This is a genomic window from Haloparvum sedimenti (assembly GCF_001462205.1).
Classification (GTDB): Archaea; Halobacteriota; Halobacteria; order Halobacteriales; family Haloferacaceae; genus Haloparvum; species Haloparvum sedimenti.
The window spans coordinates 214,017-233,802 of record NZ_LKIR01000135.1 but is presented as its reverse complement, the minus strand read 5'-3'; the positions used below and the strand labels follow the sequence as shown (position 1 = coordinate 233,802).

22 protein-coding genes are annotated in these 19,786 nt (G+C 68.3%); 11 read left to right on the top strand and 11 right to left on the bottom strand.

The genetic code is table 11. The features are described from left to right. Positions 1-26 precede the first annotated feature (26 nt). The 3 genes from AN233_RS13185 to AN233_RS13175 all read right to left on the bottom strand — a co-directional run bounded on the left by AN233_RS13185 (position 27) and on the right by AN233_RS13175 (position 1,379). Entirely contained in the window at positions 27-464 is a 438-nt protein-coding gene (locus tag AN233_RS13185) for a DUF7346 family protein (RefSeq protein WP_058367236.1), read from the bottom strand. Between the two features lie 27 nt (positions 465-491). After that, positions 492-1,028, bottom strand: coding sequence for a DUF7322 domain-containing protein (locus tag AN233_RS13180; RefSeq protein WP_058367235.1), 537 nt, complete (start codon positions 1,026-1,028; stop codon positions 492-494). Between the two features lie 102 nt (positions 1,029-1,130). After that, positions 1,131-1,379, bottom strand: coding sequence for a DUF7331 family protein (locus AN233_RS13175; RefSeq protein WP_426962418.1), 249 nt, complete (start codon positions 1,377-1,379; stop codon positions 1,131-1,133). Positions 1,380-1,492: 113 nt separating this feature from the next. Between AN233_RS13175 and AN233_RS13170 the strand changes: the two genes are divergently transcribed. Next, positions 1,493-5,575, top strand: a complete 4,083-nt coding sequence (locus AN233_RS13170; protein ID WP_058367233.1) for a DNA polymerase domain-containing protein — start codon at positions 1,493-1,495, stop codon at positions 5,573-5,575. A 1,049-nt stretch (positions 5,576-6,624) separates the two neighbouring features. Here AN233_RS13170 and AN233_RS13165 read toward each other — a convergent pair. Further along, positions 6,625-7,110: a DUF7321 family protein gene (locus tag AN233_RS13165; protein WP_058367232.1), complete on the bottom strand. Its 486-nt coding sequence runs from the start codon at positions 7,108-7,110 to the stop codon at positions 6,625-6,627. 106 nt (positions 7,111-7,216) lie between these two features. Here AN233_RS13165 and AN233_RS13160 point away from each other — a divergent pair, with 106 nt between their 5' ends. From AN233_RS13160 to AN233_RS13130, 7 genes are all read left to right on the top strand, one after another. Beyond that, positions 7,217-7,996, top strand: a complete 780-nt coding sequence (locus AN233_RS13160) for a DUF7319 domain-containing protein (RefSeq protein WP_058367231.1) — start codon at positions 7,217-7,219, stop codon at positions 7,994-7,996. 127 nt (positions 7,997-8,123) lie between these two features. After that, on the top strand, positions 8,124-8,753 hold the full coding sequence (locus AN233_RS13155; protein ID WP_058367230.1) for a plastocyanin/azurin family copper-binding protein: 630 nt from the start codon (positions 8,124-8,126) through the stop codon (positions 8,751-8,753). Beyond that, positions 8,753-9,145, top strand: coding sequence for a DUF7318 family protein (locus AN233_RS13150; protein ID WP_058367229.1), 393 nt, complete (start codon positions 8,753-8,755; stop codon positions 9,143-9,145). The genes AN233_RS13155 and AN233_RS13150 overlap by 1 nt, the downstream gene beginning before the upstream one ends. A 6-nt stretch (positions 9,146-9,151) precedes the next feature. Then, positions 9,152-9,961 (top strand): cytochrome b, encoded by an 810-nt coding sequence (locus tag AN233_RS13145; protein ID WP_058367228.1) that lies wholly within the window; start codon positions 9,152-9,154, stop codon positions 9,959-9,961. A gap of 4 nt (positions 9,962-9,965) precedes the next feature. Next, positions 9,966-10,730 (top strand): cytochrome b, encoded by a 765-nt coding sequence (locus tag AN233_RS13140; protein ID WP_058367227.1) that lies wholly within the window; start codon positions 9,966-9,968, stop codon positions 10,728-10,730. 111 nt (positions 10,731-10,841) lie between these two features. After that, the gene (locus tag AN233_RS13135; protein WP_058367226.1) at positions 10,842-11,288 is read left to right on the top strand and encodes a DUF7315 family membrane protein; all 447 of its coding nucleotides are present in this window, start codon (positions 10,842-10,844) and stop codon (positions 11,286-11,288) included. Further along, the gene (locus AN233_RS13130) at positions 11,281-11,550 is read left to right on the top strand and encodes a DUF7314 family protein (protein WP_058367225.1); all 270 of its coding nucleotides are present in this window, start codon (positions 11,281-11,283) and stop codon (positions 11,548-11,550) included. Before AN233_RS13135 ends, AN233_RS13130 begins: the two co-directional genes overlap by 8 nt. Positions 11,551-11,895: 345 nt before the next feature. Here the strand turns inward: AN233_RS13130 and AN233_RS13125 are convergent, their stop codons facing one another. From AN233_RS13125 to AN233_RS13105, 5 genes are all read right to left on the bottom strand, one after another. Continuing rightward, positions 11,896-12,336: a DUF7313 family protein gene (locus AN233_RS13125; protein ID WP_058367224.1), complete on the bottom strand. Its 441-nt coding sequence runs from the start codon at positions 12,334-12,336 to the stop codon at positions 11,896-11,898. Positions 12,337-12,390: 54 nt separating this feature from the next. Next, positions 12,391-13,113, bottom strand: coding sequence for an NAD(+)/NADH kinase (locus AN233_RS13120; RefSeq protein ID WP_058367223.1), 723 nt, complete (start codon positions 13,111-13,113; stop codon positions 12,391-12,393). Positions 13,114-13,165: 52 nt separating this feature from the next. After that, on the bottom strand, positions 13,166-14,485 hold the full coding sequence (locus AN233_RS13115) for a M28 family peptidase (RefSeq protein ID WP_058367222.1): 1,320 nt from the start codon (positions 14,483-14,485) through the stop codon (positions 13,166-13,168). A 201-nt stretch (positions 14,486-14,686) separates the two neighbouring features. Further along, positions 14,687-15,271 (bottom strand): DUF420 domain-containing protein, encoded by a 585-nt coding sequence (locus AN233_RS13110; RefSeq protein ID WP_094192424.1) that lies wholly within the window; start codon positions 15,269-15,271, stop codon positions 14,687-14,689. Between the two features lie 88 nt (positions 15,272-15,359). Beyond that, a complete protein-coding gene (locus AN233_RS13105; protein WP_058367220.1) occupies positions 15,360-16,064 on the bottom strand; it encodes a DUF6663 family protein in 705 nt (234 codons plus the stop codon). A 156-nt stretch (positions 16,065-16,220) separates the two neighbouring features. On the opposite strand from AN233_RS13105, the gene AN233_RS13100 reads away from it, so the two are divergent. Further along, positions 16,221-16,844: a methyltransferase domain-containing protein gene (locus AN233_RS13100; protein WP_058367219.1), complete on the top strand. Its 624-nt coding sequence runs from the start codon at positions 16,221-16,223 to the stop codon at positions 16,842-16,844. 106 nt (positions 16,845-16,950) lie between these two features. Here AN233_RS13100 and AN233_RS13095 read toward each other — a convergent pair whose 3' ends face one another. Together AN233_RS13095 and AN233_RS13090 are read right to left on the bottom strand one after the other, a co-directional pair. Beyond that, positions 16,951-17,673 carry a queuosine precursor transporter gene (locus AN233_RS13095; protein ID WP_058367218.1) on the bottom strand — a complete coding sequence of 241 codons (723 nt, stop codon included), beginning with the start codon at positions 17,671-17,673 and terminating at the stop codon, positions 16,951-16,953. After that, the gene (locus AN233_RS13090) at positions 17,670-17,906 is read right to left on the bottom strand and encodes a ribbon-helix-helix domain-containing protein (RefSeq protein ID WP_058367217.1); all 237 of its coding nucleotides are present in this window, start codon (positions 17,904-17,906) and stop codon (positions 17,670-17,672) included. The genes AN233_RS13095 and AN233_RS13090 overlap by 4 nt, the downstream gene beginning before the upstream one ends. A 286-nt stretch (positions 17,907-18,192) precedes the next feature. Between AN233_RS13090 and AN233_RS13085 the strand changes: the two genes are divergently transcribed. Together AN233_RS13085 and ubaA are read left to right on the top strand one after the other, a co-directional pair. Next, positions 18,193-18,783, top strand: coding sequence for a 50S ribosomal protein L15e (locus AN233_RS13085; RefSeq protein WP_058367216.1), 591 nt, complete (start codon positions 18,193-18,195; stop codon positions 18,781-18,783). Positions 18,784-18,946: 163 nt separating this feature from the next. Next, entirely contained in the window at positions 18,947-19,759 is an 813-nt protein-coding gene (gene ubaA, locus AN233_RS13080; protein WP_058367215.1) for an SAMP-activating enzyme E1, read from the top strand. Positions 19,760-19,786: the final 27 nt, after the last annotated feature.

The window sequence follows — 19,786 nt, the reverse complement described above, 5'->3', positions numbered from 1 at the left end:
GTTTCCGTGGCCGGCTGCAGATCTCCTTATGAATCCTCGTCGCCGCCGCGCAACAGCGCGACCGCGCGCTCGGTCGTCTCCGTCGCGGCGTAGCCGCGGCCGCCGGGCGTCTCCGCCTCCTCGACCAGTCCGGCGGCGCGGAACTCCGCGAGCAGGCCGTGGAGGTCCGACTCGCAGAGGTCGAAGGCGTCGAGCAGTCCCACGACCGACTGCGGGCCGTCGTCGGAAAGGGCCACCAGCAGGCCGAGCGACCGGTCGTCGTGGGCGGCGGTCACGACGCGCCGGACCGGGTCGGGAACGCCGCTCGCTGCCGTCTCCAGCGGAGACTCCCCCTCGACCGGCTCGATCTGGTCGTTCTCGAGGTAGCGCTCCGCACCGGACTCGGGGTCGCGGACGAGGCTCGACTCGGCCGAGCGCTTGACGAGCAGGTAGCGTCGGCCGTCGGCATCTCGGACGGTTCGCATCGGGTTCGAAAAAGCGGTCGCCCGGGATTAGCGTTCCGGGCTCTCGTCACCGCTCACGGGGGCGGCGTCGGCGGCGTCCGCGTCCGCCGTCACCTCGGCGTCCTCCGCGGCATCCGCGGCATCCGCCACCTCGGGGGCGTCCCTCTCCGCCGTTGCGGCATCGGCCTCCGCGTCGGCCGCGGCCTCCCGCTCCTCGTACCGCTCCCGCCAGTTGGCGTACTGCATCCGCGTTCGGAGGGCCGCGAACAGCCCCAACAGGATCATGCCGCCGCCGAGTTGCGTCATCCCGCGGAAGTACGCGAGCATCGCACCGAGGCTGACGAGCAGGATGGCCGCGTTGGCGAGGACGGCACAGATGATGAACGTTCGGGCAGTGTCCGGGTGGAGGTCCGAGAGGCTCCCGGCGAGGTCCTCGTCGCTCGCCTCGGGAAAGCGGTTCCCGTAGTCGGTGACGCTCGGCGTCTCGGGGCCGAGTTCCGACTCCTCGGGCGACGCCTCGTCGAACCCGCCCAGCGCGTCCTCGAAGGCGTCGTCTGACCCGTCGCCGTCGTCTCCCAGAAACACGGCTCACGGTTGGGGAACTGGCAGGAAAGGGGTTCCGGTGCGCCAGTCGGGGTCGACCGACCCCTCGCCGCCGCGCGGCGCCGCGCGGCACCGCCGACCCGGTCAGGCGGCGTCGCGTAGCGCCACCGTTCGCGTCGCCTCGACCCACGCGAGCGGGTTCTCCGCCTCGAAGAGGACCACGCTCCCGTCGTCCTCGTACGCCTCCACCACGGCCTCCGCGTCACCCGCGGCCGCACGGTCATCCGCACGCTCCACCGTCCCGTCGTCGGCGTGTGAGTTCGAGGTCACGCCGCGTGGTATGGTGTCACAAGGTAAATGCCTTTCCGTCGCCGCGAGCGGGCCAGTTCCCATCGGCCGAGTCGGCCGCCCCCGGGCGATTCGCCACGGAGCACGCAGGCGCTCCTCGGGACGGCCGCGAGGGGCGAAAGGCCGACCTTTTTAGCCGGGTGCGCCAAAGGGCGCCCATGACTCAGAGCGGGCTCTCGGACTTCGGTTCGGACGGCGGGGACGGTGGGGAGGGGCCCGACGACCGGCCGGACGACGTGACCGAGGAGGCGCGCGTCGTCGCCGGCAACGGCCGCGGGCGCGTCAGCGACGTGGTCGACGTCGACGAGGCGAAGTTCCCGGACTCGACCGGGACGGTCGAACTGATGATCACGCAGGTCGACTACGCCGTGGAGGGCCACGGCGCCGGCGAGTACCCCGTCGTCCACGTGTTCGGTCGTCGGTCGGTCGAGGACGGCGACGACGTGACCGAGCACGTCCGCGTCCTCGGCGTGGAGCCGTACTTCTACGTGCCAACCGCGGAGCTCGACCGCGACCCCGAGGAGGCGTACGACGTGGTGATCGGCACCCGCGAGGCGGACCCCGACGGCGAGCCCTACGAGAGCATCCGCGGCGAGCCGCTCACGAAGATCGTGACGCGGACGCCCCGCGACGTGGGGACCATCCGCGACGACTTCGAGACCTCCTTCGAGGCGGACATCCTCTTCCCGAACCGCTTCCTGATCGACAACGGGATCAACGGCGGGATCAGGGTGGAGGAGCGCCGGCTCGACGATGGGCGCCTACAGGTCCACGAGGGGCACCTCGAACCCGCCGACGTCGATGCGGAGATGCGCGTCCACAACCTCGACATCGAGGTGGACGACCGCAACGGCTTCCCCGAGGACGGCGAGGAGCCCATCATCTGCCTCACCAGCCACGACTCCTACCGGGACGAGTACGTCGTCTGGCTGTTCGAGTCCGACGACGCCGCGGTCGAACCCCCCGACGAACTCCCGGGCTACGAGGGGCTCGTGAGCGACGTGACCTTCGAGGTCCGGACGTTCGACGACGAGCCGGCGATGCTCGACGACTACGTCGACTACCTCGTCGAGACGGACCCGGACATCCTGACCGGATGGAACTTCGAGGACTTCGACGCCCCCTACCTCCTCGACCGGATGGAGGAGGTCGCGAAGCGCCCGGACCACGACCGCGACCTCTCGCTCGACCGCCTCTCGCGCATCGGCGAGGTGTGGCGCTCCAGCTGGGGCGGCCCGGACATCAAGGGCCGCGTCGTCTTCGACCTGCTGTACGCCTACAAGCGCACGCAGTTCACGGAGCTGGAGTCGTACCGGCTCGACGCGGTCGCGGAGATGGAACTCGGCGCGGGCAAGGAGCGCTACGCCGGCGACATCGGAGACCTCTGGGAGCAGGACCCCGAGCGCCTGTTGGAGTACAACCTCCGCGACGTGGAGCTGTGCGTCGAGATCGACCGCAAGCAGGAGGTGATCGCCTTCTGGGACGAGGTGCGGAAGTTCGTCGGCTGCAAGATCGAGGACGCGCCGACCCCCGGCGACACCGTCGACGTGTACGTCCTCCACAAGGCGTTCGGCAAGTTCGCGCTCCCCACGAAGGGGCAACAGGAGTCCGAGGAGTTCGAGGGCGGCGCGGTCTTCGACCCCATCACCGGCGTCAAGGAGAACGTCACGGTGCTCGACCTGAAGAGCCTCTACCCGATGTGCATGGTGACGATCAACGCCGGCCCCGAGACGAAGGTCGACCCCGACGAGTTCGACGGCGAGACGTACGTCGCCCCCAACGGGACCCACTTCCGCAAGCAGCCGGACGGCATCATGCGCGAGATGGTCGACGAACTGCTCAGCGAGCGCGAGGACAAGAAGGCGCTCCGCAACGAGCACGACCCCGACAGCCAGGCGTACGAGCAGTACGACCGCCAGCAGGCGGCCGTGAAGGTCATCATGAACTCGCTGTACGGCGTCACGGGCTGGGACCGGTTCCGGCTGTACGACAAAGAGGGCGCCGCGGCCGTCACGGCGACCGGACGCGAGGTTATCGACTTCACCGAGACCGCCGCCCAGGAGATCGGTCACGAGGTCGCGTACGGCGACAGTGTAACCGGCGATCGCCCAGTTGTCGTGCGAGATCCGGATGGCGTCGTCCGGGTCGTCCCCATCGAACGCCTATTCGAGCGGGCGGAGATGGAACGCGGTGAGGAGTTGTTAGTCACCGCGGACGGCGGGCCCGTCGCTTCGGTTGCCGCGGGCAAAGAGCGACGCAATCTCTCGGAATGGGAGGCGCTGTCAGTTTCCGAGGGGGGAGTTCCGGAGTGGCAACCGATCGAGGAAATCGTTCGGCACGAGACCGACAAGGACATCGTCAACCTCCAGCACAAGTTCGGTGAATCGACGACGACGACGGACCATTCGTACGTGGTCGAGGACGGTGACGATCTGGTGGAGACCAAGCCGGAAGACGTGACTGCACCGCTCAGAATCCCCGGCCTTCCGGAAGTCGATACGGTCGATCGTATCGACGTGTACGAGGTCCTCGACGGTTACACCCGGTCGTACGAAGACGGACGGAGCGTCGGAAGCGACAACGCGGAGACGAAGATCAACCGCGTCCACGCGAACGAGGAGTACGTCTGGTTCGGTCACGAGCACCAGGCTGACCAGTCGAGGACGGTGAAAGTCAAACGACATATCGATCTGGAGGGTGCGGACGGCGAGGCACTCGTTCGACTTCTCGCAGCCTACGTTACTGAAGGAAGCGCATCGACGATCGAGACGACGGATTCGAGGTTCGGCGCATCCATCGCGGAGGCTCGAACCGACTGGCTGGACGGGCTCAAAGAGGACTACGACCGGTTGTTCGAAGGAGTGACCGCAACCGTCATCGCCTCGGACACGTCGGCGGAACGAACCGTCGAGTACGAAACGGACGAGGGACCCTCGTCAACCACCTACAACGACGGGACGCACAAACTCCAGATGATGAACGAACTCACTGCCGTGTTCTTCCGTGAGTTCGCTGGTCAAACGTCGCGCGGAAAACGAATCCCTGGATTCGTGTTCAACCTCGATGAGGACCTTCAGAATCTCTTCCTGGACGTCCTGATCGAAGGTGATGGGTCACGGGAATTCCCCCGGTACTCGGAAGAGTACTGCGAACGGAACTTCGATTTCGAAACGACAAGCCGCGAACTTGCAGCCGGTCTCTCGACGCTGCTCACTCAGCGAGGAAAGAAGCATTCGCTCAAATACCGTGACAGCAAGGGCAGCTACACGGTGCGGACGTGTGAGTTCTATCGGGGCGGCCGCGATCCGGTCATAAAGGATGTCGATCACGACGGTTACGTGTACGATCTGAGCGTCGCGGAGAACGAGAACTTCGTTGACGGCGTCGGCGGAATCGTTCTCCACAATACCGACTCGGTGATGCTGTCCCTCGGTGACACGCCCAAGGAGGAGGCGATCGAGCAGTCGTTCGCCATCGAGGACCACATCAACGGTCGGTACGACGACTTCGCGGCCGCGGAGCTGAACGCGGACGAGCACCGCTTCCAGATCGAGTTCGAGAAGCTCTACCGCCGCTTCTTCCAGGCGGGCAAGAAGAAGCGCTACGCGGGCCACATCGTCTGGAAGGAGGGGAAGGACGTCGACGACATCGACATCACGGGCTTCGAGTACAAGCGCTCGGACATCGCGCAGATCACGAAGGAGGTGCAAAAGCACGTCATCGAGGTCATCGTCACCGGCGACGACATCGACGCGGATCTGGAGGAGGTGACGACGTATCTCTCGAACGTCATCGACGACTTCCTGACCGGGAACATGGACTTAGAGAAGGTCGGCATCCCCGGCGGCATCGGCAAGCGCCTCGACGCCTACGACACCGACACCGCGCAGGTCCGCGGCGCGAAGTACGCCAACCTCCTGCTCGGCACGAACTTCGACCGCGGCTCGAAGCCGAAACGGCTCTACCTGGAGAAGGTCCATCCCGACTTCTGGCAGCGGATGGAGAACGAGCGCGGGCTCGACCCGCAGACGGACCCGCTGTACGGCGAGTTCAAACGCGACCCGGACGTGATCTGCTTCGAGTACGCCGACGAGATTCCCGAGGAGTTCGCGGTCGACTGGGAGAAGATGCTCGACAAGACCCTGAAGGGCCCCATCGAGCGCGTCATCGAGGCGCTGGGCACCTCGTGGAAGGAGGTCAAGACCGGACAGGAGCAAACCGGACTGGGCTCGTTCGTCTGACTACTCGCTGTACGGTGGATATTCTGTGATCGAGTGTACGGTTGTGCTTGCGGCACGTATCGAGAAAGCTCTCGACAGCTCGCTGTACGTCGTTTTTTGTGTAAACAGGCGTGCTGCTGCGCTTGTCGGTAACGCCCAGAAAGCCCTCGACTGCTCGCTCTACGCTAGTTTTTGAGTGATCGAGCGCGCTGCTGCACTTGTCGCCAACACCCAGAAAGCCCTCGACCGCTCGCGACTTCTCAGCAGGATATCCGCGCTCACCACACCGCCCGCGCGGATAGAGCCTGTCTGAGAAGCCGCGACCGGCCTCGCCCTTTCAGTCCGCCAGGGCGCAGTTTGTGGAGTCGGTCGACGTGACCGGTTGCTCAGTGATTCGCAACACCGGCTGTCGAGTCAAGCGTGGCCTCACACCTCCCCAACCTCAGCCGCCCGCGGCCTCCGCGATGCTCCGGCCGCGGGCGGGCCTTCCCTCGCGCGCGTTCCTCGCGCGCGCCAGATGTTGGTCAGCCGGTGGAGCGACGCGCCGCAACTGGCGAAGTTGGGTTGTACTCACGGCGGGAGTTCCGCGGGATCCGCAAAAAACGTTCGTCCGGCGGCGCTGCGGTGCTGTGGCGGTGCTGATGCGGTCGGCGCGCGCCGCGGCGACCGCGAAGCGTGTCGCCGCGACCGTGCGAGGGAGGGCGCGGGCCGGCCGTCTGCGGTGCGGTTTCGCGGCCGGCCCGCGGCCGAGGCTGGGGAGGCGTGAGGCTGCGGTGCTGGTGCGGCCGCGGTGCGGTTGCGGTGCTGTGCGGTGGGTGGGGCTGAAAGGGGCAGCCGGCTCGATCTCGCCCGGACGACGCAAGCACCGCAGCGGGCGGTGCGGAGAGCGAGGAGCACAGCGAGGCCCGGCGGGTCGAGCCGGCTGGGGCTTTCGAGGTGTTGCTGTCTAGAGCAGCAGGAACTACAACAGAACTATATCCGTAGTAGAGAGAGCCAGCTGGGGCTTTGTAGGCGGGACTATCCCGATCAGAACCGTCACCAGACGCAGAAAACGCACAAACTCCCTCCTCTCACGCCACGTACAGCAGGTAGAACCGGTAGAGCCCGGAGAGCCACGCGAGGATCCACAGCAGCGTGAAGCCGAAGACGCCGACGCGGAGGCGGCTGCGCCAGTGGCCCATGTTCTCGTGGAGCTCGTCGAGGTCCGCGGCCGCCTCGGCCTCGGGGTCGTCGTAGAGGTTGACGTTCCGCTTCGCCTGGAAGATGCGGACGATGCCGGTGAGCGCGAACGTCAGGAGGGCGTACGCTTGCAGGCCGAGGAACGCGTGGACCGCCGCGAGCCCGGAGAGCTGGTCGAACAGCCGCGGGAGCATCCACCCGAGGAGGGGAACGGTGGTGAGCACCAGTCCCGTGACCACGAACTTGAGGTGGTAGATCAGCAGGTCCCACGTGACCAGCTCGGCGTCGATCATCACCCACGCCCCGTAGAGGAAGAAGGGGAGGCTCGCGGTGACGGCGAGGGCGGTGGCGGCCGCGGCGAGGGGCATCTCGGCCATCTACCGCGGACGTTGGCGGGCGGGCGCGTAAAGCCTCCCGGTTCCGCCCGATGCGGTCCGGCGGGAGGACGAAAGCGGTTACCCTGCGCGTCCCGTACGCCCGCCAATGACCGACACCGAATCGTCCGGCGGGGCAGGGGGGAACGCCGACCCGGATACGGGGGAGGACGCCGACCTCGAAGCCCTCCGGCGCGAGGTGGAGGAGACGTACGACTTCGAGGAGTTCGGCCCCGCGGACATGGCGTCGATGACGGGCGACGAGTGGGAGGCCGTCTTCGACGCCGACACGTGGATCACCGGACCCGAACTCCTCGGCCGCGTGGAGCGGACGCTCCAGTCCCGGATCGCGAGCCGCGAGGTGTTCGGCGTGCTCGACCGGATCGTCGAAGAGGACGAGGAGCGACTGGTGCTCTACTCTGACGAGGGGTACGCGGTCGTCCGACCGACCGGCGAGGTGCGCGGTCGCGGCACCGTGTTACAGGAGATCGAGCCCACGGTCGTGCTCTGTTCGATGGAGAGCTACGATCCGCCGACGCCGCCCGAGAACTGGGAGCTACCGGACCCCGAGGAGGTCGAGAGCGGTTCCGGCGAGCTCGGGAACCTGATGATGCAGGCCATCGCCGGCGCACAGCTGCTGGGCGGTGCGGCGCTCGTCGGGGCGTGGCTGTTCCTCGGCGTCGAGACGCTGTTCGCCCCGCTTATCGGGGGCCTGTTCGTGCTGGCGGCGCTGTTCCTGTTCTCGACGGTCGCGAACGCTCGGCTCTCGGACCGGTTCCGCTCCGAGGAGTATCGCGAGCGACTCCGCGCGCTGCAGGCCGCGGAGGAACGCGAGGGGTACCTTCCCGAAGGTGTCGAAGAACGGGGCGATTCGGGACCGGATCGCTGACCGATCCACGCCGGCCCGCGCCGGAACTCAGACCGCCGAGAACGCCGTACTGAGACGCGAGCGCGTCGTCCCGCCGACCGGCGATAGTCGGTGGGTTTAAGCGCAGGCCGTCCTGACTTCCGACCGTATGAAACGGCGGGACTTTATGCGTACGGCCGGCGGGGCGACGGCCGCGGCCGCGGCTACCTCCGCTGCGGCCGGGACGGCGGCAGCCCAGGAGGTACAGCCCGACTGGCCAAGCGCCGTAGAGGGCAACGTCAACAGCTATCAGGACGCCCGCGGACAGGACGAGGTGACGGTCTCGGTCGGGGCCGGCGACGGCCTGGCGTTCGACCCGACCAAGATCTGGGTCGACCCCGGAACGACGATCGTCTGGGAGTGGACCGGCTCGGGCGGCGACCACAACGTCCACGCGGTCGACGGCCCCGCATCCTTCGAGAGCGAGATCGTCGGTGACGAGGGCTTCACCTTCGAGTACGAGGTGACCGAGGAGGACGCCGGCATCACCCACTACCAGTGTGACCCCCACCAGCAGACCGGCATGCACGCCGGGCTCGCGGTCGGCGAGGACGTCCCCACCGTGGAGGTCGGCGGCCCCAGCAACGGCTGGCCCGAGGACGTCCACGACATCGGCGTTCCGCTCCACCCGCACTGGGTCGGCCTCGTCTCCGGGGTCGGCATCTCGCTGACGATCGTGTTCACGTTCTACGCCCTGAAGTACGGTGAGACGGCCCACGCCGGGCACGGGAGGCGCTGATGGCGGGGGACACCTCCTCCTACGGCGACATCCACCGCTACGAGCCCGCCCGCGAGAGCACCGCCGCCGCGATCGGGATCGTCCTGTTGACGATCATCGAGATCGCGTTGGTCTTCCTGTTCGTCTACGGCCTGATGTCCGCGTGGGCGTCGACCCTGTTCGGCAACCAGTTCGTCGGCGGCCTGCTGGCGCTGATCTTCATCGACCTGGCGTTCATCCTGCTTCTGTACCGCAAGGAGTTCCTCCCCGACGTGATGGTGGTCAAGAAGCGGCGCCGCAAGTGGGAGGACCTCTACGTTCGCGAAGAGGACGCCGACGGTAACAGTCTCGCTGACGGCGAGGCGGCCTGGGACACGGTGAAACGTGCGATCTACCCCTACTACAAACGGTAACGACCAATGAGCCTCGAAAAGAAAGACGACTTCGACCACGACGCGTGGCTCAAGCGGAAGGACCTGACGCCCGTCGAGACGGCCTTCCTCACCACGCTCATCTGGCTCGACAAGCGGCTGCGCATCGTCGACTACCTGGAGCTGCTGGAGACGATGTACTACCGCGTCAACCTGCAGATGCCGAAGAGCCACACGGAACAGTACGACCTGGACAACAAGTTCTGGTACTGGTACCCGCTCTACTCGCTCGGGTCCCTCTCGATCATCGCGTACCTCGTCGCGGCGGTCTCGGGCGCGCTGCTCGGGTTCTACTACTCTCCCTCGACTGCGGGTGCCGCGGCGGCAGGTGACCCGACCGCTGCGTGGATCTCCGTCGAGAGCATCATGAAGGACGTGCAGTTCGGCCTCATGCTCCGCGGGGTCCACCGCTGGGCGGCCCAGTTCATGGTCGCCGCGGTGTTCCTCCACATGCTGCGCGTCTACTTCACGGGCGCGTACAAGGAGCCCCGCGAGGTCAACTGGGTGCTCGGCATCGTCCTCATCGGCCTCACCCTGCTGTTCGGGTACACCGGCTACCTGCTCCCGTGGTACCAGCTCTCGTTCTGGGCCGGACAGATCGGCGTCGAGATGGCGCTGGCGACGCCGCTCGTCGGCGAGTGGGCCGCACAGCTCGTGTTCGGCGGCTTCACGCTCGGACAGGCGACGCTCGTGAGAATGTACATCCTGCACGTGTTCCTGCTGCCGTTCGTGGTGACGGCGCTCATCGCGCTACACGTCGGCATCGTCTGGGTGCAGGGCATCGCGGAACCCCACTAAGCCAATGACCGAATCAGACGACACCACCGAGATCAGAACCGACGGCGGGACGGGCATCGTCCCGCCGGACGACGAGACGCCCGACTGGACGGAACGCAAGGAGCGGAGCCGCGGCCTCTCGCGGCTCACCTACGAGTACTTCGAGCGCTCCCGTCGCGAGGACCAGGACCTCCGTCAGGAGTCCGACTACGTCGAGCGCGACGTGCTCGGCTTCCCGACGTGGCCCCACGAGACGATCCGTAACCTCGCGATCACGAGCTTCTTCGTCGGGATCATCATCCTCGTGGCCGCGGCGCTGCCGCCGGAGTTCATGGACCCGGCGAACCCGAACTCCACGCCCGCGATCATCCTGCCGGACTGGTACCTCTACTGGTCGTTCGGCCTGCTGAAGCTCAACCCCATCAATCCGGAGCTGGCGGTGCTCGGCGGCGAGAAGGTCCTCTCGGACCAGTTCTACGGCGTCGCCGCCCACGGCGTGATCTTCGGGATCCTCGCGCTGGTGCCGTTTCTCAACAAGGGGAGCGCGCGTCGCCCGGTCGAGCAGCCGTTCTGGTCCGCAGTCGGCGTCGCCGGCGTCGTGCTGTCGTTCACGCTGGCGGCGCTGGCTATCCAGAACTTCTTCCCGTTCGAGCTCAAGCTGCTGCTCACGCTCACGTTCACTCTGCCCATCGTCGCGGCGATCCTGACCTACGCCGTCCTCAAGACGATGCGCGAGGGGTACATGTACGACCTCAACAAGCGCTACTACCGGCTGCGCCCGCCGAAGTAGCGCCCGCACGACGCACCGTGGCGAGCGACGACCGCCCGGCGCGGCCGGCGTGACTCCGTCACGACCCGCCGTCCCGTATCGACTACCCGCCGTTCCCGCACCACGTTCCTCATGGCCCCACCGTCATCCGATCCGACCGACGCCGACGAGCGACGCGACGACGAAACCGGCGACCCTCTCCCGAAGGAGGAGCGCCCCGACCCGGAGCCCGTGGGGGCCCGCGAGGGACCGGGCGGCCGCGAGGTCGTCGTTCCGCTGTCGCTGTACAAGGTCGTGACCGTCTTCTCGACGCTCATCGCGGTCGTGACGTTCATCTCCGGCTTCCTACTCTTAGACGCCGCGACGCTCCAGACGAGCACGCTTCGGCGGCTGCTGACGGGGCTTTTAACCGCGGTCGGGGCGGCACCGCCCGCGGACACGCTGACCGCCGTGCTCGCGGTCGCGGGCCTCGCCTCGATCGCCTTCGGCTCGGCGGTGTACGTCCTGGGAACCCGGTTCCGCGCTCAGGGAATGGGAAAGTCTCAAGAGGACTCCGCCGAAGACTCAGGCAATGGCTGACGAATTCATGAAGGGGTTCGCCATCTCGATGGTGGGGGCCCTCGGCTGGTTCTTCTTCGCCGGCTGGTACCGGACGCCGTCGTTCGAGCAGATCCAGCAACTCACCGTCGAACCGCCGGAGCCGAACGGCATCTACGACGCGGTCGCCATCTTCGCGAGCGACCTGTTCTTCTGGCTGATGGTCCTCGGCCCGCTCACGTTCTGGGTGATCATCCCGGCGCTCCGCGAACTTCGCCGCAGCCGCGCTGACGCGTCGAACTGACGCTGCGGCCCGCGGTTCCATTTTTCTCCAGCCAGTCGATAGCCGCGAGCCGTAGCACGGCGTCGTGCCCGAGGCTGCTCCACCGACATCCGCAACGCCGCGAACCCGTCGACCGGTTCGCCCGGTAGTCGGCGCGAGCAGGCCGGGTGACGAGGGACGGCCGTCGACGACCCGGGTCAACGGCACCCGCGAGACCGACGCGGACCGATCTCCGTAGTGACGGCTAGGGCGAACCAAGAGTCCGAATCTGTCGAGGTCCCCGGATAGCGGTGGGGGGCGGCGGCTTGGAGAACGATGCTGTCACCGGACTCCGACGGTCGAACGAAAGAAGGAGGAACGCGAGGTTCAGGCGAACAGCGACGACCAGAAGGTCGCGTTCACCGCGGTGAGGACGTAGTAGACGGCGTACAGTAGCACGAGCGACGACGCCGCGATGGCGCTTTTGGGGCGCTCGATGGTCATGTCGTTGCGTGCCTCGAGGTTCCGCGCCTCGAACTCGAACACGTCGGCGATGAGCACGGTGACGGCGAACGTCGTCAGCAGGGCGCCGCCGGTGGCCTGATACAGCGTGAAGAGGCAGCTCAGGAGGACGAGGCCGACGTTCGTGAAGATGTGGGGCAGGAATCGGTCGACGCTGTCGGACGATTCGGCCTGTTCCACGTGTTGCGCGTGAGCGAAGTGGCGCGTCGCCACGTTGGCGAGTGCCAGAACGAGAATGGCGAACGGCAGCATCGGCCCGACCACCTCGATCCAGCCGAGCGGGACGAGGAACTGCAGTGGGTCCATACCGGATAGTCGGGCCACGACTCTTTAGAGCTTTTCCAATCGTTCCCCGGCGATCTACTCGGCGGACTGCACGCCAGACGGCACGCGCACGAGGGGCACGTCCCCGCCGGCCGTCACGTCCACCGGCTCGTGTGCGGGGACGGTCCGCCGGACTTCGTCGTCGATCACGAGATCCACGGGTCCCTCGTCGCGTTCGACCGTCAGAGTCACGCGGTCAGGAACGACCCAGGTGTCAGACCGCGTTTGGAACGGCGCGATCGGGACGACGACCAGTCCGGTGTCGGCCGCGAGCTTGGCGCCGCCGGCGGCCGCCGCGTAGCCGCCGCTCCCCAGCGGCGTGGCCGCGACGACGGCGTCGGCCCGGAAGCTGTCGAGCGGGTCGCCGTCGAGCGTCACGCCGTACTCCGAGATCCGGCCCGGATCGCCGGTGACGAGCGTCGCGTCGAGGAGCGCGTCGCCGACCGTCTCCCCGGCGACCGCGACGGTGAGGCGAGGATGGGACACGACGCGCCCCTCTCCGCGAACCAAACGGCCCAGGGCCGCAGGCGCACGCTGTGGGGACACCGAGTGAGGGGAGTCGCCGACGCCGACCGGGAGGACGGGCGTTCCAGCCGCGGCCTCGGTCGCCTCGCGGAGCGCGGATTCGCCCGCGGCGACGATGGCGTCTGCCTCGGCCGTTCGGACGACCGATCCGCCCGCTTCGCGGACCGCGGTCCGAAGAGCGTCGTCGCCGCCGAGGACGGCTATCTCGACGAACTGCGTGCCCGGCTGATTCATAATCGTCCCTCTGGCGGGGGCGGCAAAAAGACCGCGGGACGCGGCGGGTACGTTAGAAGGGCCAGTCGCCGGTGACCTTCATCCCCTCGGCCTTGTTCTCCTCCTCCAGCGCGGCTGCGATCGCGGCGGTGTCGCGCGGCTCGACGCGCACGTCCGCGTCAGCGAGGTCGACGACCAGTTCGGTCAGCAGGATCGCCTGCTCGCGGAGGTTGCGCGACTCCAGCTTGTCGAGCGTGTCGGCATGTGTGTGGCCCCATCCGCGGCCGCGGTCCTCGGTCTCGCCGGAGACCATGTAGCCCGGGATCCCGCGTTTCACGAACGGCCAGTGGTCGCTGTGGGGAACCAGCTCGCCGCTCGTCGAGACCGGGTGGTCGAAGCGGTCGCTCACGCGGTCGGCCGCCGCCTCGAGCTCGTCGAAGCCGTGATGGTCGAGCTTCAGCGTGCGGCCGAAGACGTTGCTGTCGACGTTGACGACCGCGCGGACGGCCGCGGGATCGGCCGCCTCGGCCGCGATGCCGGATCCGACCAGTCCGACCTCTTCGGCGCCGAAGGCGGTCAGCTTCACGCGCGTGTCGAGCTCGTCCTCGCGGGCGGCGAGCGCGCGGGCGATCTCGACGATCGTCGCCGTGCCGGCGCCGTTGTCTATCGCGCCCTCGGCGATGTCGTGGGCGTCGGCGTGCGAGGAGACGACGAGGTACTCCTCGGTGTCGGGGCCGAGTTCGGCGATGGCGTTGCCACTGGTCGTCTCCGGCGCCGCGCAGTCAACGCTCACGGTCGCCGTCTCGCCCTCGTGCTCGCGGACGAGGCGCGCTCCGGTCTCCTTGCTCACGCCGACCGCGGGGATCTCGCCGATCGGCGCCGCTTCGGAGCCGACGCTTCCGGTGGGCGGGAGTTGCCCTTCGACGTGATTCTTGAAGACGAAGGCCGCGGCGCCGTGCTCGACCGCGTAGTAGTATTTCTCGCGGCGGTGGATGAACCGGTCGAAGTCGTCGGGGACGGTGGTCGAGACGGCTACGACCTTGCCGGCCACGTCGGTCTCCTCGAAGTCCGACGGGAGGCCGTAGCCGAGGTCGACGAACTCGCCGGTCGCCTCGCCGGAGGGGCTCCGCGGCAACGCGATGCACTCGTGGGCGCGGTCGGCGACGGGCGTCCCGTCGACCGCGATCGCGGAGTCGCCGCGCTCCCAGCCCTGCAGGTCGAACTCCTCGATGTGCGCGTTCCGTGCCCCGGCGTCCGCGAACGCGTCTCGGGTCGCCTCAAGCGCCGCCCGCTCGCCCGTGGAACCGGCCATGCGGTCGCCGATGCCGACGAGCGCCTCCAGGTGGTCCCAGCCGACGGTGCTCGTGAACGTCTCGCCGATCCAGTCGGTCATGACTCTCGGTCTCGGGGGCGCGCCGCTAAGGGTTTCGGTGGCGGACAGCCGACACGGGATCTTCGACCCCGCGGCGCAGCCGTGCCGGAGTCCGCGCTCCGCGCCGGGGGCGACGCTGGCGCACGGGGCGTCTGCCTCGCTCTCCGTGAAAAGGGGTCGGGAGAGGAGGGGTGTGGGTCGGATCGAGCCGCGGACGACGACTCAGTAAGTGTACGCGTAGACGTGGTTGAGAAGCAGGTACGTGATCACGCCGAGCACGAGCGAGAGCACCCACGAGCCGGCCGCGATCCGGCCGACGCGGGCGTGGGGCGTCTCCGTCCGGAGTTCGCGCTCGCTGTGAGTGATCCCGAGGACGATGGCGTACAGCACCACGGGCACCGCGAGGATGGACAGCAGGATGTGGACCGCGAGCATGACGAAGTAGGCGTACGACACCAGCTCCGGGCCGGCGAATCGCTTCGTCCCGCCGCCCGCGACGCGCGGCACGTAGATGCCGAGGAACAGCAGGATGAGCGCAAACGAGGTGGACATCGCGGCCGCGTGCTTGCGCACCTCCCCCTGCCGGATCCAGTACCACCCGAGCACGAGCGTGGCCACGGTCATCGTGTTGACGACGGCGATGGCGTGGGTCAGCAGGTTCACCGTCTCACGCGAGAGGTCGGGAAAAAGCGCCGCGAACGAGGGAACGAGAAAGACGCCGAGGACGACGCCGTACCCCACGACGGTCAGCAGCGCGGTGAGGATTCCGGGGTGCCGCTTCGCCCACGTCGTGTCGGAGGGGGCCATGGTCGACGTTGGGGTCGGACGCATAATCCGTCTTCGGGTTCGGCACGGAACGAGTTGCCGGGGGCGTCCAGCCGACGGCTCCCTCGCGTCAGGAGTCGTCGCCGTAGACGCCGGCATCCTCGCCGGCGGCGCCGAGCTGGTCGACCAGGCCCGACCGGATGTCGTAGGTGTCGCGGAGCGTGCTCGCGAGCACGCCCTCGCGCGCGAAGACGACGTACACCGCGACGTAGTCGTACGCCTCGGGGCGCATCAGGAACACCGCACGCGGTCGGTCGTCGTCGAGTCGCGCGTTCACCCGGGCGATCAGGGGTTCGAGGGGAACGGTGCCGTCCCGGAGGTCAGCGAGCAGGTCGCGCCCCGGCGGGTCCGCGAAGCAGTAGAGCGCGCCGTTGGGGTCGCCGTCCTGTCCGCGGGTCGTCAGCGAAGTCATCGCCTCGCCGTTCGCGCGCGCGGCCTGCCACGCCTCGGTCGCGGCGTCGAACATCCCCGTCACGCCGTCGGCGACCTCGATCCGCGTCTCCCGTTCCACCTCGACCGCCTCGAAGCGCGCGTCGCCGTCGTCCCACGCCAGCGTCGCCGCGACGACGTATCCCGGGCGAAGCGCCCCGACGGTCGCCCCGAGGTCGCCCGCGTACCCCTCGGCGTCGACGTGGACGCGGTCGTAGGCCGCCTCCGCGTCCGGTTCGGTGGGGTCGACCGGCCCCGGCTCGTCGGGCAGCTCCACGAGCACGAACGTCCCCTCGGCCTCGCGCTCGTCGAGCACCCGGAACCGGCCCTCCGTGGTCGGTTGCATGGGGACGCGTAGACCGTCAGGGCGGATAAGGGGGTCGGAGTCGAACCGGCCGGACTGGGAGCCGCCTCGCCCGACTGAGCGGCTCGTCCGCGCGGACGGACCGGCGGCCGCCCCGGATCCGCACCGTTATGGGCCGGCCGCTCCAACGAACGCGCGATGGGACTCCTCGAGGACAAGGCCCGGGCCCGCCTGTTCTACAAGTACCTCTCGAAGGTGTACGACCGGATCAACCCCTTCGTCTGGAACGAGGCGATGCGCGACGAGGCGCTGGAGTGGCTCGACGTGCAGGCGGGCGACCGCGTGCTCGACGTGGGCTGTGGCACCGGCTTCGGAACCGAGGGCCTGCTACAGTACACCGACGACGTGCACGGGCTCGACCAGAGCGTCCACCAGATGGAGAAGGCGTTCGAGAAGTTCGGCAAGCGCGACCGCGTGCACTTCTACCGCGGCGACGCCGAACGGCTCCCGTTCGCGGACGACTCCTTCGACGCCGTCTGGTCGTCCGGCTCCATCGAGTACTGGCCCGAACCTGTCGAGGGGCTCCGGGAGATCCGCCGCGTCGCCAAGCCCGGCGCGACGGTCCTCGTCGTCGGTCCGGACTATCCGAACTCGAAACTGATGCGAAAGGTCGCCGACGCGATCATGCTGTTCTACGACGCCGAGGGGGCCGACCGCATGTTCGAGGCCGCCGGCTACGAGGAGTTCGAACACCACATCCAGCAGGCCAAACCCGGCAGCCCGAAGGCGATCACGACGGTCGCGACCGTCCCCGAGGAGTAGCGCGAAACGCCCGCTATCGTCGGGACGTTTTTGTCCCTCGCGGGGGCGTTTTTCTGTTCCTGTTGGGGTTTTTGTCTCCGATTGCGCCGGATTCGCGGCGCAGCTTCTACTCCCGCACCGCGCCCACGACGAGGTAGACGAACGGCGTGTCGACGAGCGCGATCAGGAGCTTCAGCAGGTACTGCCCGACGACGAGGCCGACCACGACCGCGGTCGGAGGGGCGTCGCCGATGCCGAACAGCGCGGGCGCGGCGACGAACGCGACGCCGACGAAGATGACCGTGTCGATGGCCTGACTGCTCGCGGTGGAGGCGACGTTGCGCAGCCAGAGGTAGTCGCCGTCGGTGCGCTCGCGGATCGCGTGGAAGACGACCACGTCCCAGTTCTGGCTGACGACGTACGCCAGCAGGCTCCCGGCGACGATGTTCGTCGCGGGCGCGAGCGCGGCCGCGAACGTCTCCGCGAACTCGGGGTTCGCGGCCGGGGCCGCGAGCGTCGACCAGACGAGCACGAGCACGACGAAGTTCATCGCGAACGCGACGTTCACCATCACCTGCGCGGCGCGGCGGCCGTACAGCTCCGCGTAGCAGTCCGACGCGAAGAAGGTGAGCGCGTACGCCAGCGCCGCGCCCGGAAGCATGATCTCGGCGCCGACCGCGGGGAGGCCGAACGGAAGGGGGATCGCGAGGATCTTGGCCGCGGTCAGCTGCGCGGTCGCCAGCGCGGTCACGAAAAGCGCCACGAGGCCGACCTGCGCCACCGCGACGCGGTCGACCGGCGTCGTGCCGGGCGCGACGCCCGGGCCGCCCGAGCCGACCGACCGGCTCATTCGGCGTCCCCCACGTCGCCGCCCGTTGCCCCGTCACCGGCGCTCGCGCCCGCGTCCGCCGCCTCGTCCTCCAGCCGCCCGTGGCGCTCGTCGATCTCGTCCAGCAGGTCCAGCGTCTTCCTGATCGACGCCCGGACGGCGTCGCTCCGGTTCACGAACTTCCCGTCCTCGCCGACGTGCTCGTCGAGGTCCGCGAGCAGCTCGTCGGGGATCTCGACGCTTATCTTGCTCATGGCCGGGTATTCTCTGAAGAATAGTTAAGCGGTACGGTCGCCGTGTCGGGTGGTTCGGAGCCCCCGCGGAGCTTCGGCTCGCGGGGCGTGTGGTCGCCTCGCACGCCCGAGCGGATGCGAAGTGGTTAAAACGGTTCGCCGGGTAGACTCGACAACTCGCTGGTACGGGCGTCCAGCGGGCACCCGCCGCTCCCGGCCGCCTCGCGGCCGGAGGACGGGACGAAATGTGGTCCGGAACGCGGCTCCCGCCGCCAGGACTGAATCGGAAGCGTCCGTGGACAACACTATGGCACGAAGTTTCTACTCGCACATCAAGGAAGCGTGGCGCTCCCCCAAGGAGGGGAAGCTCGCCGAACTGCAGTGGCAGCGCAAACAGGAGTGGCGTGAACAGGGCGCCATCGAGCGCATCGAGCGCCCCACCCGCCTCGACAAGGCCCGCGAACTGGGCTACAAGGCGAAGCAGGGCGTCATCGTCGCCCGCGTGGCGGTCCGCAAGGGCGGCTCGCGCAAGGAGCGGTTCACCGCCGGTCGCCGCTCGAAGCGGCAGGGTGTGAACCGCCTCTCGCGACGCAAGTCGATCCAGCGCATCTCCGAGGAGCGCGCCTCGCGGAAGTACCGCAACCTGCGCGTGCTCAACTCCTACTGGGTCGGTGAGGACGGCTCCCAGAAGTGGCACGAAGTGATCCTCGTGGACCCCGCTCATCCCGCGATCGAGAACGACGACGACCTCAACTGGATCTGCGACGACGAGCACCGGGGTCGCGCCTTCCGCGGACTCACCTCGGCCGGCAGTAAGGGTCGCGGCCAGAACCAGCGCGGCAAGGGCACCGAGCACACGCGGCCGTCCATCTCGGGCGACCGCCGCCGCGGCAAGTAAGCCGCTCCGCGCGGCTCACCGCCGCCGAACCCGTCTTCCATTTCTCACCCCGTGAGCGACGGCACCGTCCCTCGCGGTGCGTCCGTGGCGGCCCGGCCGCGCTTCCGCGCCGCGCGTCCCCGCCTCCCGCAGCCTTAACTCCGCCAGTTCCGAACGTGTCGGTATGACCCTCTCGCTCGACGCGACGCAGCTCGACCGCTACTCCAGACACATCATCATGGACGAGGTCGGCCCGGGGGGACAGAAGCGCCTGCTGGAGGCCTCGGCGCTGGTGCTCGGCGCGGGTGGGCTCGGCGCGCCCGTCATCCAGTACCTCGCGGCCGCGGGCGTCGGGGAGATCCACCTCGTCGACGACGACATCGTCGAACGGTCGAACCTCCAGCGACAGGTGGTCCACGCGGACGCGGACGTGGGCGATCCGAAGGTGGCGTCGGCCCGCCGCTACGTCGAGGCGCTCAATCCCGACGTGGACGTGGTGACCCACGAGACGCGCCTCGACGCGAGCAACGCCCGCGAGCTGATCGCCGACCGCGACGTGGTCGTCGACTGCGCGGACAACTTCTCGACGCGGTACGTGGTCAACGACGCCGCGCGCATCGAGGGCGTCCCGGTCGCACACGGCGCCATCTACAAGTTCGAGGGGCAGGTGACGACGCTGACGCCCGAAGGGCCCTGCTACCGGTGCCTGTTCCCGGAGGCGCCCGAACCGGGGACGGTGCCGGACTGCGCCGCGACCGGCGTGCTCGGCGTGCTGCCCGGAACGGTGGGCTGCATCCAGGCGACCGAGGCGGTGAAGCTCCTGCTCGACGCCGGCGAGCCCCTCGAAGGCCGGCTGCTGTTCTACGACGCGATGGACATGACCTTCGAGACGGTGCCGTACCAGCGGAATCCCGACTGTCCGACCTGCGGCGACGAGGGCATCACCACCCTCGACGGAATCGACTACTCGGCGGGCTGTCGGATCGACGCGGACTGAGCGGAGAAAAAGCGGACCGCAACGGGG

Bases quoted from the DNA above. Each gene is read 5' to 3' on its own strand.
- AN233_RS13185 (WP_058367236.1), bottom strand. From the start codon at position 464: ATGCGAACCGTCCGAGATGCCGACGGCCGACGCTACCTGCTCGTCAAG.
- AN233_RS13175 (WP_426962418.1), bottom strand. From the start codon at position 1,379: ATGGGAACTGGCCCGCTCGCGGCGACGGAAAGGCATTTACCTTGTGAC.
- AN233_RS13170 (WP_058367233.1), top strand. From the start codon at position 1,493: ATGACTCAGAGCGGGCTCTCGGACTTCGGTTCGGACGGCGGGGACGGT.
- AN233_RS13165 (WP_058367232.1), bottom strand. From the start codon at position 7,110: ATGGCCGAGATGCCCCTCGCCGCGGCCGCCACCGCCCTCGCCGTCACC.
- AN233_RS13160 (WP_058367231.1), top strand. From the start codon at position 7,217: ATGACCGACACCGAATCGTCCGGCGGGGCAGGGGGGAACGCCGACCCG.
- AN233_RS13155 (WP_058367230.1), top strand. From the start codon at position 8,124: ATGAAACGGCGGGACTTTATGCGTACGGCCGGCGGGGCGACGGCCGCG.
- AN233_RS13150 (WP_058367229.1), top strand. From the start codon at position 8,753: ATGGCGGGGGACACCTCCTCCTACGGCGACATCCACCGCTACGAGCCC.
- AN233_RS13145 (WP_058367228.1), top strand. From the start codon at position 9,152: ATGAGCCTCGAAAAGAAAGACGACTTCGACCACGACGCGTGGCTCAAG.
- AN233_RS13140 (WP_058367227.1), top strand. From the start codon at position 9,966: ATGACCGAATCAGACGACACCACCGAGATCAGAACCGACGGCGGGACG.
- AN233_RS13135 (WP_058367226.1), top strand. From the start codon at position 10,842: ATGGCCCCACCGTCATCCGATCCGACCGACGCCGACGAGCGACGCGAC.
- AN233_RS13130 (WP_058367225.1), top strand. From the start codon at position 11,281: ATGGCTGACGAATTCATGAAGGGGTTCGCCATCTCGATGGTGGGGGCC.
- AN233_RS13125 (WP_058367224.1), bottom strand. From the start codon at position 12,336: ATGGACCCACTGCAGTTCCTCGTCCCGCTCGGCTGGATCGAGGTGGTC.
- AN233_RS13120 (WP_058367223.1), bottom strand. From the start codon at position 13,113: ATGAATCAGCCGGGCACGCAGTTCGTCGAGATAGCCGTCCTCGGCGGC.
- AN233_RS13115 (WP_058367222.1), bottom strand. From the start codon at position 14,485: ATGACCGACTGGATCGGCGAGACGTTCACGAGCACCGTCGGCTGGGAC.
- AN233_RS13110 (WP_094192424.1), bottom strand. From the start codon at position 15,271: ATGGCCCCCTCCGACACGACGTGGGCGAAGCGGCACCCCGGAATCCTC.
- AN233_RS13105 (WP_058367220.1), bottom strand. From the start codon at position 16,064: ATGCAACCGACCACGGAGGGCCGGTTCCGGGTGCTCGACGAGCGCGAG.
- AN233_RS13100 (WP_058367219.1), top strand. From the start codon at position 16,221: ATGGGACTCCTCGAGGACAAGGCCCGGGCCCGCCTGTTCTACAAGTAC.
- AN233_RS13095 (WP_058367218.1), bottom strand. From the start codon at position 17,673: ATGAGCCGGTCGGTCGGCTCGGGCGGCCCGGGCGTCGCGCCCGGCACG.
- AN233_RS13090 (WP_058367217.1), bottom strand. From the start codon at position 17,906: ATGAGCAAGATAAGCGTCGAGATCCCCGACGAGCTGCTCGCGGACCTC.
- AN233_RS13085 (WP_058367216.1), top strand. From the start codon at position 18,193: ATGGCACGAAGTTTCTACTCGCACATCAAGGAAGCGTGGCGCTCCCCC.
- ubaA (WP_058367215.1), top strand. From the start codon at position 18,947: ATGACCCTCTCGCTCGACGCGACGCAGCTCGACCGCTACTCCAGACAC.